Raw genomic sequence first — 14693 nt, 5'->3', positions numbered from 1 at the left:
AAAATTTTCATGTTTTTCACGTTTATTCGTTTTTTACCCATTTTCCGGTATTTCGTACGCTTGACCACTGCTGGTGTAAGTGCTACTATCAAAGCACCAATACGAAAATAATCGACTGCGGATAATGAGCCGCCCGGTATAACAGAAAGAAGGAATTGGATGACTCGCATTTTGTGTCTCGGAGACAGTATCACAGATTGCGGACGGCTTTTCTCCGCAGATCCTCTTGGAAAAGGATATGTGAAGCAGCTCTCCTGTCTGCTTCATAACACAGATCACCGATTTTCCATTGAAAACAGAGGTATTGATGGTTTCACCCTGGAACGGCTTCTTCAGAACACAGATTTCTGGCTGGAAAGCTCTGATCCGGATATTGTTACCGTCCTGATCGGGATCAATGATGTGGGGATCATGATGAACACCCGCCGTTCATCTGCACAACAGCAGGATCTGATGAACAAATTTGTCACCCGTTATGAGCTCCTTGCAAAAAAGCTATCCTGCACAAACTCCCGGAAACGAAAGCTCTATTTCCTGGAACCCTTTGTTTTTCCATGGCCACGCTGCTACGCTTCCTGGGCTCCCCTTCTTTCACAGATGTCCGTGCATATTAAAAAGATCAGTCAGGATCATGGCGCCGTTTTTCTCCCGCTGCAGAACGATCTGGATCAGGAAGCTGCACGGTCCGGGCCTGCATCAATAACTTCTGACGGTATCCATCTCACACCACAGGGGCATCAGATCCTGGCAGATAAACTTTATAAATTGATCATATCAGAAAGGTAATACTATGGAAACAACGATCAAAAAAATCGAAGATATGTCACTGAACGCATGGCCTTCCCATAAAATGGAACTTTATGACGGATGGATCTTACGTTTTTCTTATTTCTATACGCACAGGACCAACAGTGTGGAACAGTTCGGAACCTCCACACTTCCATGGCGCGAAAAAATCCCCTACTGCGAACAGGTCTATAAGCGTCTGGGAACTCCTGCGATCTTTAAGATCAGCCCCCTTGTATCCCCGGATTTTGACTATATGCTGGAAAACAGGGGCTATTCCGTTCAGCACATAACAAATGTTATGACTGTAGACCTGGACAATGCCGTTCTGGATGCGCCTGTCACCGATGTGCTTTTTTCCAATGAAATTCCGGATTTCTGGATCCACAGCCTTTTTGACTTGAAAAGAACTACAAATCCGATCCATCGAAGTGTCGTTCCTTCCATGTACCGTGCCATTCTTAAGGAAACTGTCTGCGCTTCCATAACAAAAAACGGCGAGATCATTGCCACAGGTCTTGGAATCCTGGATCGCGACTACATCGGTATCTATGCCATTCATGTGCGTGAAGATTATCGCCGCAGAGGATATGCCCGTCAGATCTGTACCGGTCTTCTCAATGAGGGCAAAAAAAGAGGCGCCAGCCACGCTTATCTTCAGGTGGTAAAAAACAATACTTCCGCAGAAAAGCTTTACAGCTCTCTTGGATTTCAGTATTCCTATACCTACTGGTTCCGTGTTCAGCCTGTAGGAACACGTTTTCAGTAAATGCATGGATTTTCCGTAAATCCCTGTAGAAATCAAAAAATCTTTTTGCTATAATACCCTTAATATGTATAAAATCTTTCCTGCCTTCATATACTGATCCTTATCAATCAATAAGGAGACTGATCCGATGAACGATCCGCAGGAAAAAAACACCCAAAATCCCTATCATATTTATTACGATAATTATCTGGATACCAATGCCTGTACTGAATGCACGGGTCTGATCAACCATGGAATCGACAGCCGTGAGCAATGGGATTCTTTCCGCCAGATCTTTGACTTTATACCGGCGTCGGAAACCCATGATCTTACAGATAAACAGGACTGACCGTTATCCCGGGTCGGAGGACACAAATGAAAAAACTGTCTGCTGCATGTATGATTCTCGGCCTTTCCCTTTTTGCGGGAGGCTGCAGCAATGATCAGATCGATGATCATATTATTTCTCTTCAGGATAAAATTTCAGACGTTACTGCTTCAGATTCCACAGAACAGGAAGATCAGGAGCCTTCCACGGAAGAACGTGTTTATATAGATGAGCTTACCGGCACACTGCTGGATTTTGACGGTACACACCTGACGATTTCCAGCAATGGAGAAACCTATGTATTTGATGTTTCCCAGACAAGGCTTGAATGCAAATACGGCGTTGTATCCAGTGATCAGGTCAGTGTGATCTACCAGGGACAGCTTTCCGGAACGGATATCAGCACCATTTCTCCCATCAAAATAACCGACAAATATCATAATGAAACTCCTCTGGAGGACCGCACTTTAAAGGGCAAAGTGAAATCACTCACCTCCAATGCCCTTGTGATAGTTACAGAAAAGGGAAATACCGTAACCTTCCCTGTCACCGGTGTCAGACAATACTACAAAAAAGGCATCAAGGCCGGCAAGTGGGTCTATGTCCATTTTCGCGGTAAATTCATCAACGAAACACTCGTGGATGACAAACAGTATGACGGCAGTTTCACAAAAGTGATCAGTGTCTCCGATACGGATCCACTGAAAGTACCTGCAGCAACTCCTACGCCTTCCCCTGAACCGAAGAAAAAAGAACAGCATCTCCGTGCAAAGATCGTAAATGTCAGCACCGGCACAATGACTGTCATTCCGCAGACCACAGGATCGGAACTGACTGTTTCGCTTTCCTCGGTTCCTGTATATTTCAAAGGAGGAATGGCTCCGGGATCTTATGTAAACATTATCTATACCGGTAAATTTAATGGTGAATCCACCAGCGGCATGAAGATCCGTGGAATCACCGGGGAGGATCCAGACATACTTTCAGTACGCAACATTACTTCTACTGTAACCGGCACGATCCTGGGCACAACCGCCAATACCGTGCTGCTCCAGACATACGATGGCGTAAAGATCCTCTGCAGCCGTGAAAACGTTCCGGACCTTTCCTCAAGCGGAATGGAAGAAGGTGCCGATCTCCGGGTTACTTTCAACCCAGCGAAATCACGCACCTCCAATATTTATACCTGTATTAAATTCGAAGACCCGTGACGGAAGATGGTACGGATCCTTTTTTCTCCATCTTCCATCCAGCTTCGTACTGCCTGCGTATCACCCAGTATATCAAAAAAAGCTCTGCTTTCATCCTGTACACCCTGGCCGTGAAGAACCTGATATGCACCGGCATCGCTTCCTACTGCCACATGAACCTTCTTTTCAAAAGCTTTCTTCAGATTCTGCTCGCCTGTCTTTATAATAGATGCAAGGATCGTATCTTCAAATCTGCCGCAGCCTTTAAGATTCCGCACAGTTACAAGTGTCGGAACCCACACGCTTTCGCTGTCTGCCAGCATGGAAATCGTCTCATCATCCATATAGTTCCCATGCTCAATACTGTCAACACCAGCCTCCACTGCTGCCTGTACGCCATAGCATCCATTTGTATGGCTCATCACGGCAAATCCCTCTTCATGAGCAATATGTACCATTTCTTTCACATCCGTTGCTGAAAGCGGCGTTCCCGTAATTTTCCCGTGATCTGCAAAATCCAGAAGCCCTGTAGTCATGATCTTGATAAAATCCGCACCTTCAGCGGCAGCTTCCAGAACTCTTCTGTGATATTCCTTCATGTCTGAAAAGCTTTTTCCAACGATCTTCCCGTAATGACCCTCTTTATAAATGGCAAAAACCGGTGTGCGATAGTCAATTTCATATTCCGGGGCCAGTCTGGCAGCCCGTTTTGACACACCGTAATGATCTCCTCCGTCTCTCACAAAACGGATTCCTCTTTTCCGGTATTCCTCAAAATGAGCACGGATCAGTGCATCCCGGGGCCCGTTTTTCTGTGTCTCAACGGCTTTCCGGTAATCATAGCCATTGAGAAATATATGTGCATGACATTCCCCAAACATTTTCATCACTGTTCAAAAAAGTTTCGGATCTCTTTCTCAGATGCCTGCACCGACCCCTGTACAAAGAACGGCTTTCCGCCTCCGCGTCCGTTTAATTTCGCATTCATCTCTTTTGTAAACTGACGGAGATCGCCATCTTTTTCACCTATTGCATACTTGTAGCTTCCGTCTGCATTTCCGGAAAAAACCGCACAGCAGCCCTGGCAGGTCTGTGTCACGGCGTCTGCAAGCTTCCGCACACTGTCTGCATCCATTCCATCCATAAAGATGAGAACGCTTCCGCTTCCTGCATAACGCTCTGCCTCTTTCCGGCACATGTCGTCTACCAGCTGCCCAACCTGTCCTTTCAGTCGGAAATTCTCTTCCTGAAGGCGTTCCACTGCCTGCGCAGTCTTATCCATTTTTGCGGAAAGCTTTACAGAAATCTGGTGGTTCTGGTCATTGACCATGTTCAGATAATCCAGCACACGTTTTCCGCAGATCATCTCAATACGGACACCTTCACGAAATTTTTCCACGGAAAGAAGTTTCACCATTCCGATCTCTCCGGTGTGTGTCACATGAGTTCCGCAGCATGCACAGATATCCACCCCTGGAAATTCTACGATCCGCACCTGACCGGTGAGCTCTTTTTTGCTTCGGTAGTCGATCTTTTCCAGTTCCTCCGCTGTAGGATATATGATCTTTATCTGCGTATCTTCCCATATCTTTTGGTTTGTTTTCCGCTCGATCTCAGCAAGCTGCGCCTCATCCAACGGGCCATTCAGATCTATGGTAATGGTATCGCTTCCCATATGAAAGCCTACATTATCGTATCCGTAAGCCTCGTGAATCAGTCCGCTCACCATATGCTCACCGGAATGCTGCTGCATCAGATCAAATCTTCTTGCCCAATCGATGCGTCCCTGTACTTCTGTTCCGGCTTCCATCGGCTGATCTGTATAATGAAGAAGTTCTCCCTCCTTTTCATGCACTTCCTTTACTTTCACATCGTTGAGATATCCGGTATCGCTTGGCTGTCCGCCGCCCTCCGGGTAAAAAGCGCTCTCATCCAGAATGATATGAAAACCTTTTTTTGCTTCTCTGCACTCCAGGACTTTGGCTGTAAATTCTTTTTTATATACATCTTCATAATATAAACGTTTCGTCTCTGTCATTTGTCTCATCCTTTCTGCATCTCTGCTTTGACGACTTATAGTATAGACCAAATTTTCTCTCCCCGCTATATAAAAACGGCATTTATCCAATGATTTACATATTTTTCTATAAAAGCTGAAGGCTTTCCTTCAGGTTCCGCGTTATAATAAATGAAGCGGGAAGAGAAGGGAGCTGATTGCATTACACGGGAAGAATATCTGGAATATCTGATACATACATACCAAAACTTAATATTTTCCATTTGTCTGAAATCGGTGGGCAATCCCTTTGACGCCGAGGATCTGACACAGGATGTTTTTCTTTCCGCCTACAAAAATCTCTCCCGTTTTGATGGCACCTACGAAAAAGCCTGGATCAGCAAGATCGCAGTCAGAAAATGTCTGGATCATCTGAAAGCAGCCGGCAGACGTACCATTCCCACAGAGGACACCTATTTTGAACAGCTCCATGATAAAGAGTTTTCCCCGGAGGAGGCATTTCTGGACAAAGATTTCAAGGATCGGATCCGGCATTTATGTTCAGCGCTGAAAAGCCCCTACAGGGAGGTTGCCCTTGAGCATTTCTGCGAAGAAAAAACCGCCGCAGAAATTGCAAAAGCGCAGAATAAAAATATCAAAACAGTCCAGACGCAGATCTACCGGTCCAGATCTATGCTGAAAGCACTGCTGGAAAGGAGTGATTAGATGCACATACCACAGGATGAATTACAGAAATTCCAGGACGGAACCATGAATACGGATGAAATGATCCATTTTCTGGAGCATATGGAGCAATGTGACTTCTGTCTGGATGAACTTCTTCAGAATGAGGATGCCGCTTCTGAGTATGCTCCATCCTATCTGCAGGATGAAATTCTGAAAAAAGCAGCTTCTCCGGAAGTTCAGGCTTCCAGAAAAATACATGAAACTGCTTATTGGATGAAGCTTCTCTGTGCAGGCTTACGGACTGCCGTAGGCATGGGTGTTGCGCTGATCATGCTTTTTTCTGTATCTCAGACAGATTTTACGGCTCTTCATCCTTCACCGGAAACAAAAGTTAAGATTTCTTCATCCCTTGACATTGGTTCCGGCCTAAACCAGCTTTCCATGCAGGTAGGTTCCCAGCTCAGTGAACATTCTCAGAAGATCAGTAATAATCTGAACGATCTTACGAATAAAATTATAAACGGAGGCAAGTAAATTTATGAAAAAACAAAAACATGGTTTCTGGGTATTTATCTTTTCCCTGATCCCCGGTGCCGGGGAAATGTACATGGGATTTAAAAAACAGGGACTTAGCATTATGCTGCTGTTCTGGGGATCAATCGCACTGGCATCCATAACCGGTCTTGGATGGCTGGCCATGTTTCTCCCGGTAATATGGTTCTATAGTTTTTTTAATGTCCATAATCTGAAATCCCTGTCAGAAGAAGAATTCTACTCTGTAGAGGATAATTACATTCTTCACATGGATCAGTTTTCCGGTGATATGGGAAAATTCTTACAAAAGCATCAGAGTGCAGCTGCATGGGTTCTGATCCTGTTTGGTATCTGTATCCTGTGGAGTCGTTTCACAAGTCTTCTGTACTTCATTGTACCGAATAATATGGCCGACTATGTATACAATATCTGCAACAGCCTTCCGCAGATCGTCATTGCTGCAGGTATCATTGCTGCAGGTATTTATCTTCTTACTCAGCAGAAAAAGAAACTGAAACAGGAAACCGAAACAAAAGATGAACATTACTGGGAACCCTATCGTCCATATCAGCAGCTGACAGAAAAGCCTGTTCATACTTCTGATAACTCAGACAAAGATACAGCTTCTGAAGCTTCTTCCATTACTGATCCGGAAAATACCGAATCTGATCCTGCTTCATCCACAAAATAACAGAGAAAAAAAGATCCACTGCCAGTTTCCTGACAATGGATCTTTTTATATGATTTAAATTTACTGCTTATGTGTTACTTTAAGACGTGTCATCGCTCTCGCAAGTGCCATCTGGTTCATATGATACTCCTGGATGCTCTGTTTCTGACGAAGCTGCTCTTCTGCACGTTCCTTTGCTTCCTGAGCACGGCGGATATCAATCTCGTCCGGACTCTCTACGCTGAGGCAGAACAGCTTGGCACGGTTATTGATCATCTCAACAAATCCGCTGCTCACAGCAAACACATACTCATTACCGTCAGCATCCTCAAAACGCATCTCACCGGGAATGATGGCAGCTACAACATTCGCATGATGGGCAAGAAATCCCTGCTCACCATCCACTGCCGGGATAATAAGCTTCTGAGCACGTCCTGCATAAGCCAGTTTATTGCTGGCATATATTTCCAGGCCAAATGTCTCACTCATAGCTGCTCCTTACTGCCGGTTCTCCTCGGCTTTTGCTTTTGCAATTACATCATCAATGGTTCCAACATTAAAGAATGCGTTCTCCGGATAATCATCCATCTCGCCGTCAATGATCGCCTTAAATCCGCGGATCGTCTCTTTCAGAGGTACATATTTACCTTTGATACCGGTGAAGTTCTCAGCTACATGGAACGGCTGGGAAAGGAACTTCTGGATCTTTCTTGCACGGAATACTGTCTGCTTATCTTCCTCTGAGAGCTCCTCCATACCAAGAATAGCAATGATGTCCTGAAGTTCTTTATATTTCTGAAGGATCTCCTGTACTCTACGTGCAACCTCGTAATGTTCCTCACCAACAATATCTGCCTCCAGGATACGGGAAGTAGACTCGAGCGGATCTACGGCCGGATAAATACCCTGCTCAACGATCTTACGGGAAAGAACGGTTGTTGCATCCAGATGGGCAAATGTTGTTGCCGGAGCCGGGTCAGTTAAGTCATCGGCCGGTACATATACTGCCTGTACAGATGTAACAGAACCTTCCTTGGTAGATGCGATCCTCTCCTGAAGCTCACCCATCTCAGTTGCCAGTGTAGGCTGATATCCTACTGCGGACGGCATACGTCCAAGCAGAGCGGAAACCTCAGATCCTGCCTGTACAAAACGGAAGATATTATCAATGAAAAGAAGTACATCTCTGTGCTCCTGATCACGGAAATACTCTGCCATGGTAAGTCCTGTCTCAGCAACACGCATACGTGCTCCAGGCGGCTCGTTCATCTGTCCGAACACTAAGGCTGTCTTTTCAAGAACGCCGGATTCCTTCATCTCTGTCCAAAGGTCATTACCCTCACGGGAACGCTCACCGACACCGGTGAAAATAGAATATCCACCATGCTCGGTAGCGATATTCTGGATCAGCTCCTGGATAAGGACTGTCTTACCAACACCGGCACCACCGAACAGACCGATCTTACCACCTTTTGCATATGGAGCAAGAAGATCGATAACCTTGATACCTGTTTCCAGGATCTCAACTGCCGGTTTCTGCTCTTCAAATGAAGGCGGATCACGATGGATGACCCAATGCTCCTCACCGTCCAGGGAATCACCGCCATCTACGGTATCTCCAAGAACGTTGAACAGACGACCAAGTGTTTTATCTCCAACCGGAACCTTGATACCGCTTCCGGTAGCTGTTACTTCTCTGTCTCGCTGCAGGCCCTCGCTGGCTCCCAGCATGATGCAGCGCACGATATTATTTCCAAGGTGCTGGGACACCTCCATAACGCATCTCTTACCGTTGTTCTCGACTTCAAGGGCATCCTTGATATCCGGAAGCTGTCCGTCTTCAAAAACAACGTCTACAACAGGTCCCATAACCTGTACGATCTTACCTTTATTCATAGTCATCACTTCCTTTTTTGTGCTTTAGCACCGCTGATAACCTCAGTGATCTCCTGGGTGATCGCAGCCTGACGTGCACGATTATACTGAATGGAAAGATCCTTCAGCATCGCCTTCGCACTATCTGTAGAGGACTGCATTGCTGTCATTCTCGCACTGTTCTCACTGGCATATGCCTCTACAAGACATCCATAGATCACACCTGTAAGGTAGTTGGGGATCATAGTATCCAGAAGCACATCTGCAGACGGAGATAACACGATCTCCTCCTGATAAATATCTGCCGGGATCTGACCCACCTTAAAATCAGCCTTTTTCAGCGGTAAAAGCTGCATATTCACATTTTCCATTGCCATCGCATTCAGCATCTGTGTATAGACAATGTGAATTTCATCCAGCTCTCTTTCAAGAAATGCCCGTACGATCTCTTCCGTGATAAGGCGTGCTCTGTGCATAGTCGGCTTCTGCACGGTATAATGAAAACTGCCGTCCATATCCACATCTCTCTTGCCGAAATACTGACGCCCTACCATACCAAGGACATACAGCTTGTGATGTCCCGGTACCTCTTCCATGAAATCTTCTGTCATTTTCTGTACATTATGATTGTATGCACCAGCCATACCTTTATCACCTGTAATGACAATGGTACCTACCTTTCTTTCATCCTTCGGAACAAGATGACGCTCACTGAAGAAAGGATGCTGGATGTCCGGCATATGACGGAGGATCCTGGCAATGGCAGCCTGCATATTATAGAAATATGGTTCCGTGTCCTGCAGGATCTTCTTGGCCTTCTGCATCTTGGAAGAAGAAATCATGTACATCGCATTGGTGATCTTCATGGTGTCCTGAATGCTTTTCATACGAGTCTGTATTTCTTTTGCATTTGCCATATCAACACCTACCTGCTCTTATCTCTGAATTCTTCTGCCGCCTTTACGATTTTCTCTACAAGCTCATCAGAGAGCTGCTTTGTAGTCTCGATCTCTTTGCCGATCTCAGGATATACATTATCAAAGTACTCCAGAAGATCCTTCTGATATTTCTTGATCTCTTTCTTTTCTACATCTACCATCAGCTTGTGAGTCGCAACGCAGAGAGTAATTACCTGCTGATGAAGACTTAACGGGCTGCAGAGCGGCTGTTTCAGAAGCTCCATCAGACAGCTTCCGTATTTCAGCTGTGCAGTTGTAGCCTCATCCAGATCTGAACTGAACTGGGTGAACACTTCCATCTCTCTGTACTGTGCCAGGTCGATACGTACACTACCGGAAGCTTTCTTCATAGCCTTGGTCTGTGCAGCACCACCAACACGGGATACGGAAAGACCAACATTGACTGCCGGACGCATACCTGAGAAGAACAGATCACTTTCCAGGAAGATCTGACCATCTGTGATGGAAATTACGTTTGTAGGAATGTATGCAGATACATCACCGGCCTGTGTCTCGATGATCGGAAGTGCCGTAATGGATCCGCCGCCAGCCTCCTCACTCAGACGGCTGGAACGCTCCAGAAGTCTGGAATGAAGATAGAATACGTCACCAGGATATGCCTCACGTCCCGGAGAACGCTCAAGCAGAAGTGACAATGCACGATATGCCACTGCATGCTTGGAAAGATCATCATATACGATCAGTACGTCTTTACCCTGATACATGAAATACTCTGCAAGAGCAGTACCAGCATAAGGAGCAATATACTGAAGCGGTGCACAGTCGCTGGCTGTTGCGGAGAATACGGTTGTATACTCCATTGCACCGTATTTTTCAAGATTGGAAACTACCTTTGCAACGGTAGAAGCTTTCTGTCCGATGGCAACATAGATACAGATCACATCCTTACCTTTCTGGTTGATGATCGTATCGGTTGCGATGGATGTTTTACCTGTCTGTCTGTCGCCGATGATCAGCTCTCGCTGTCCACGGCCGATCGGGAACATGGAATCAATGGAAAGGATTCCTGTTTCCAGAGGTACAGTTACAGACTTACGGTCGATGATTCCAGGAGCCGGGTTCTCGATCGGGCGGTATTCCTCTGCCTGGATCTCTCCCTTTCCATCAATAGGCTCACCAAGTGCGTTCACGATTCTTCCGATAAATTTATCCCCTACCGGAATACCTGCCTGCTTGCCAGTTCTGGCAACCTTGGTGCCTTCCTTGATTCCTGTATCCTTTCCGAAAAGAATACATCCCATGCTGTTGGCACGGACATCCTGTACCATACCTTTCAGACCATTCTCGAAGGTCACGACCTCACCGTACATGGCATGATCGATGCCATAAACAGTTGCGATACCATCTCCCACGGAGATGACAGTGCCTACTTCCTGGTCCTTGCTGATTTCGTCATAGTTCTTTATTTCTTCCTTGAGAATCGAAATGATTTCATCTGGATTTATTGCACCCAATTCAATTTCACCTCCGGGTTAATTTCTGTTTCAGTTTCTTATAACGTCCGATGAGGCTCCAGTCGTACTCACGATCTCCTGCCCTGAGAACAAATCCACCTACAAGGCTTTTATCCTCTGTAAGGGTAAGTTCCACTTCTCTGGCAGAAAACTGGCTACGGAGAAACTCCTTCATCTTATTTTCCTGCTCTTCGGCAGGACGTGTTACATAAAGAAGCTCTGCCTTGAGAATTCCTTTCTGTTCCCGGCTGTAAGCATCATAAGCTTCAAGGATCTCTCCGATTCTGTCAATCTTCTGATACTTACACGTTACTTTAAGAAAACTCTTCATTTCCTGCGGAAAAACCCGCTCTATTACCTGTTCTTTTTCTTTGAGGGAAACAAGTGGATTTTCAAGCATCTTACCTATCTCAGGTGTATTCTTAAAAATCCTTCCTGTTTCGCAGATTGCCTCCCCCGGGACAGAAAGACCGTATAATGCTTTTGCATAATTAATGGACGTCTCTGTCATGAGGATCACCTGCTCCTTCTAAAAACTGGTCATATAGGGACATATCCTGTGCTTCGTCGTTCTTTTTTCCCATGATTCTGGATGCTGCATCCATTGCCAGCTCAGCCACTTTGCCTTCCATCGCTTTCATAGCAGCTTCCTGCTCAGTGCTGATATCTCTTCTTGCTTTCTCAAGAATCTGACCAGCCTGATCATTAGCTCTCTTCACGATGCTGTCTGCCTGTACTTTTGCCTCGTCCTTAGCCTGCTCTACAATACTGAAGGATTCCTCCTTCGCAGATTTCAGTGCATCCTCATACTGTCCTTTCAGCTGGTTTGCTTCAGTGGTTGTCTTCTCTGCTGAAGCAAACTGCTCATCGATCATGGCTTTTCTCTTCTCCATAACACCAATGATCGGGCCGAAAAGGAACTTCTTCATTAAAAGATAAAGAACGATCAGGTTTATAATAGTAAAGACAAGGTTGATATCAATTTTAATCACCTGGTCCACCTGCCTCTCTTAATCCTGAATTAGTATCTCGTCTTTACCTATTAGCCAAGCATGATGATGATCAGAAGACCGATTACGAAACCGTAAATAGCTGTTGCCTCTGCAAGAGCACATCCAAGAAGAAGTGCTTTACTGATCTTGCTCTCTGCCTCTGGCTGTCTTGCGATAGCTTCTACTGCTTTAGATGTTGCAAGACCGATACCAATACCTGCTCCAATACCTGTAAGAACTGCGATAGCTGCACCAATTGCGATTAACATAGTTTTTTCCTCCTGTAAAATACAATTTTTTTCATTTTTAGATCAAGCGGATCTTCCGCTTCACTACTCAATTGCTTCCTTAATGAACAAGGATGTTAAGAATACAAATACATACGCCTGTATGAATCCGTCGAAGAAATCAAAATACAGGCTGAATGGTATGGGAAGAATGGCCGGACAAACAAACTCCAGCAGCTTCATAACTACGAAGCTTCCCAGAACATTACCGAACAACCGCATGCAGAGAGATGTAGGTCTGATCGCTATTTCCAGAATGTTGATCGGAAGCATGATCGGAACCGGCTCCGCAAAGCTTTTCAGGAAACCCTTCAGTCCCCTTTTATGAAAGCCTGCATACTCGATCAGAATAATGCTCATCAGCGCCAGCGCAATGGTAACATTCATGTCCTTCGTTGGTGGTGTAAAACCAAATACGCCTGCGATATTGGCTATTCCGATGTAAATTACGGTTGACATCAAATAAGGCACATACTGTTTGCCTTCTTCTCCAAGGATACCCATGAAGAAATCCTGAAGAAAACTTACCCCGGTCTCCAGAAGCAGCTGCTTCTTACCCGGATTTTCCACACTGAGATTCCGAACTAAGATCAGAGACAGAATCACAAGAACCGCCATGATGACCCATGTGACTACCACGCATTCTGCAATTGGTATTCCACCAAACACCGGAATGGTAAAGGCTGTCTTACTGTTTAGTTCTTCTGCCAGTGTACTTGATAAATCTCCCGTTTTTCTCCCTCCTTTTCTCTTGGCGCTGATCGTATCTTTTTATAATTGGTATGACCACGCCTTGTAGTTGACTTTATTTTACTCCGCATTTCCAGAATGTCAATATTATTTTTGCCTGTTTTGCACAAAAAAGAATCTGTTTTTTATGCAAAATATACAATTCATTTCAATTAACCTTGATCCGACTTCCTGCGTACAGATACTTCTCCATAAGAAAACAGGGTTTCTGAACCATCCTGTTCTCTCACAAGAAGCCTTCCATCTGGTGCTATGGATTCTGCATAAGCTTCCCTTGTACACTGTCCGTCTGTGATCACGATCATGTTTCCAGGAATGATATTATTTTCTGTATATTCTCTGGAAAGTCCCGGAGTCTCCACTTCCATGAGAAGCTGATTGACGATCTCCGCCACAAGAATACTGCAGTTTATATGCTCTGCGTCATTCCTGTTTTCAAATAATGCTCCAGCCGTTTCCTGTATATCTTCAGGAAACCCATCTTCCGGCATATACAGATTCAAACCAATTCCTACAACTGCAAACTCAATGTTCCCGCTTTCAAAGTCTGTAACAGCCTCTGTCAGTATCCCACACACTTTCTTATTATGAAAATACAGATCATTGACCCATTTGATCCCAAGGTCGATCCCGCAGATTTTCTTCACTGCACGGCACACTGCAGTTGCCGCCGCTGTAGTGATCAGGAGTCCTTCCTTCAGAGTTCGGTCAGGTCTTAGAACGATACTCATATAAAGTCCTGCATTTTCAGGAGAATAAAAACTTCGGCCTCTTCGGCCTCTTCCGCTTTTCTGTCTGCGCGCCAGTATCAGTGCACCATGACCTGCTTCTCCTGAAAATGCAGCCTCCTTGGCTGCCCGGTTTGTAGAATCCAGTTCTCTGTATATTTTTACAGGGACATCCGTATGATCGAGGTAAAGCCGTATTCCTTCTTCCGATAAACGGCTGCCTCCTCGAAGCACATAGCCTTTGTTTGGTCCAGCTTCTATGGTATATCCCTCTTCACGAAGGGATTTCACAGCTTTCCAGATGGCTGCCCGTGTGCAGTTTAGTTCTGCTGCTGCCGCCTCTCCGGATATCAGTTCATTCTCGTGCTGCTCCAGAAGCTTCAGCATTCTTGCTTTTACAGTCATATCTTCACCGTCCGTAATCTGCCTGAAATGGCAAAATTTATTCCCTCCTAAGAGTCGAAAGCATTATAGCACTTAAGCATCGCGATGTCTATTATCTCTTTTACATATGCTATCTATATTATTTTTATATTTCAGATGCAGCTATTATATGATTTTTCTCATTTTTGTCTGTTTTCATTTATTTTTTTATATACTAAGACTTCCCATACCCCAAATGGGCTTCGCACCTTAAAAATTCAATATTTCAGCTAACAAAATAGCAATTTATGCCATCGCAGTCCCT

18 protein-coding genes are annotated in these 14693 nt (G+C 45.1%); 7 read left to right on the top strand and 11 right to left on the bottom strand.

The window, feature by feature from the left end:
• Positions 1 to 159: 159 nt before the first annotated feature.
• The 4 genes from ACTNDQ_RS05020 to ACTNDQ_RS05005 all read left to right on the top strand — a co-directional run bounded on the left by ACTNDQ_RS05020 (position 160) and on the right by ACTNDQ_RS05005 (position 3073).
• Entirely contained in the window at positions 160 to 786 is a 627-nt protein-coding gene (locus ACTNDQ_RS05020) for an SGNH/GDSL hydrolase family protein (RefSeq protein WP_021652827.1), read from the top strand.
• Between the two features lie 4 nt (positions 787 to 790).
• On the top strand, positions 791 to 1555 hold the full coding sequence (locus tag ACTNDQ_RS05015) for a GNAT family N-acetyltransferase (protein ID WP_022427138.1): 765 nt from the start codon (positions 791 to 793) through the stop codon (positions 1553 to 1555).
• Between the two features lie 127 nt (positions 1556 to 1682).
• On the top strand, positions 1683 to 1883 hold the full coding sequence (locus tag ACTNDQ_RS05010; protein ID WP_021652824.1) for a hypothetical protein: 201 nt from the start codon (positions 1683 to 1685) through the stop codon (positions 1881 to 1883).
• A gap of 26 nt (positions 1884 to 1909) precedes the next feature.
• Positions 1910 to 3073 (top strand): hypothetical protein, encoded by a 1164-nt coding sequence (locus ACTNDQ_RS05005; protein WP_015525588.1) that lies wholly within the window; start codon positions 1910 to 1912, stop codon positions 3071 to 3073.
• Here the strand turns inward: ACTNDQ_RS05005 and ACTNDQ_RS05000 are convergent.
• Together ACTNDQ_RS05000 and ACTNDQ_RS04995 are read right to left on the bottom strand one after the other, a co-directional pair.
• Entirely contained in the window at positions 3043 to 3933 is an 891-nt protein-coding gene (locus ACTNDQ_RS05000; protein ID WP_015525587.1) for an amidohydrolase family protein, read from the bottom strand. The genes ACTNDQ_RS05005 and ACTNDQ_RS05000 overlap by 31 nt on opposite strands.
• Positions 3934 to 3938: 5 nt before the next feature.
• Positions 3939 to 5099, bottom strand: coding sequence for an alanyl-tRNA editing protein (locus ACTNDQ_RS04995; protein ID WP_129975095.1), 1161 nt, complete (start codon positions 5097 to 5099; stop codon positions 3939 to 3941).
• A gap of 141 nt (positions 5100 to 5240) precedes the next feature.
• Between ACTNDQ_RS04995 and ACTNDQ_RS04990 the strand changes: the two genes are divergently transcribed.
• Genes ACTNDQ_RS04990 through ACTNDQ_RS04980 form a run of 3 tightly spaced genes read left to right on the top strand, consistent with a single transcriptional unit; the run spans position 5241 to position 6960 of the window.
• Positions 5241 to 5774, top strand: a complete 534-nt coding sequence (locus tag ACTNDQ_RS04990; RefSeq protein ID WP_441063978.1) for an RNA polymerase sigma factor — start codon at positions 5241 to 5243, stop codon at positions 5772 to 5774.
• Entirely contained in the window at positions 5775 to 6269 is a 495-nt protein-coding gene (locus tag ACTNDQ_RS04985) for a hypothetical protein (RefSeq protein WP_022427141.1), read from the top strand.
• Between the two features lie 4 nt (positions 6270 to 6273).
• Positions 6274 to 6960 (top strand): hypothetical protein, encoded by a 687-nt coding sequence (locus tag ACTNDQ_RS04980; protein WP_110102747.1) that lies wholly within the window; start codon positions 6274 to 6276, stop codon positions 6958 to 6960.
• A 60-nt stretch (positions 6961 to 7020) separates the two neighbouring features.
• Here the strand turns inward: ACTNDQ_RS04980 and atpC are convergent, their stop codons facing one another.
• From atpC to ACTNDQ_RS04935, 9 genes are all read right to left on the bottom strand, one after another.
• Positions 7021 to 7428: an ATP synthase F1 subunit epsilon gene (gene atpC, locus ACTNDQ_RS04975; RefSeq protein WP_015525582.1), complete on the bottom strand. Its 408-nt coding sequence runs from the start codon at positions 7426 to 7428 to the stop codon at positions 7021 to 7023.
• Between the two features lie 9 nt (positions 7429 to 7437).
• Entirely contained in the window at positions 7438 to 8835 is a 1398-nt protein-coding gene (gene atpD / locus ACTNDQ_RS04970; protein ID WP_015525581.1) for a F0F1 ATP synthase subunit beta, read from the bottom strand.
• A gap of 5 nt (positions 8836 to 8840) precedes the next feature.
• Positions 8841 to 9731, bottom strand: a complete 891-nt coding sequence (atpG, locus tag ACTNDQ_RS04965; protein ID WP_015525580.1) for an ATP synthase F1 subunit gamma — start codon at positions 9729 to 9731, stop codon at positions 8841 to 8843.
• A gap of 8 nt (positions 9732 to 9739) precedes the next feature.
• Positions 9740 to 11248, bottom strand: coding sequence for a F0F1 ATP synthase subunit alpha (gene atpA / locus ACTNDQ_RS04960; RefSeq protein ID WP_021652816.1), 1509 nt, complete (start codon positions 11246 to 11248; stop codon positions 9740 to 9742).
• 7 nt (positions 11249 to 11255) lie between these two features.
• Positions 11256 to 11759 carry an ATP synthase F1 subunit delta gene (gene atpH / locus ACTNDQ_RS04955; RefSeq protein WP_015525579.1) on the bottom strand — a complete coding sequence of 168 codons (504 nt, stop codon included), beginning with the start codon at positions 11757 to 11759 and terminating at the stop codon, positions 11256 to 11258.
• Positions 11740 to 12240, bottom strand: coding sequence for a F0F1 ATP synthase subunit B (gene atpF / locus ACTNDQ_RS04950; protein WP_022427145.1), 501 nt, complete (start codon positions 12238 to 12240; stop codon positions 11740 to 11742). The genes atpH and atpF overlap by 20 nt, the downstream gene beginning before the upstream one ends.
• A 50-nt stretch (positions 12241 to 12290) precedes the next feature.
• Positions 12291 to 12509 carry an ATP synthase F0 subunit C gene (gene atpE / locus ACTNDQ_RS04945; RefSeq protein ID WP_021652814.1) on the bottom strand — a complete coding sequence of 73 codons (219 nt, stop codon included), beginning with the start codon at positions 12507 to 12509 and terminating at the stop codon, positions 12291 to 12293.
• Between the two features lie 63 nt (positions 12510 to 12572).
• Positions 12573 to 13238 (bottom strand): F0F1 ATP synthase subunit A, encoded by a 666-nt coding sequence (locus tag ACTNDQ_RS04940; protein ID WP_118368483.1) that lies wholly within the window; start codon positions 13236 to 13238, stop codon positions 12573 to 12575.
• Positions 13239 to 13429: 191 nt separating this feature from the next.
• Positions 13430 to 14410: a biotin--[acetyl-CoA-carboxylase] ligase gene (locus ACTNDQ_RS04935; RefSeq protein WP_441063973.1), complete on the bottom strand. Its 981-nt coding sequence runs from the start codon at positions 14408 to 14410 to the stop codon at positions 13430 to 13432.
• Between the last annotated feature and the right edge of the window lie 283 nt (positions 14411 to 14693).

This window comes from Blautia massiliensis (ex Liu et al. 2021) (assembly GCF_052064225.1).
Classification (GTDB): Bacteria; Bacillota; Clostridia; order Lachnospirales; family Lachnospiraceae; genus Blautia_A; species Blautia_A fusiformis.
Note: the sequence above shows the minus strand (reverse complement) of the source record. Positions and strands in the feature narration are given on the sequence as shown.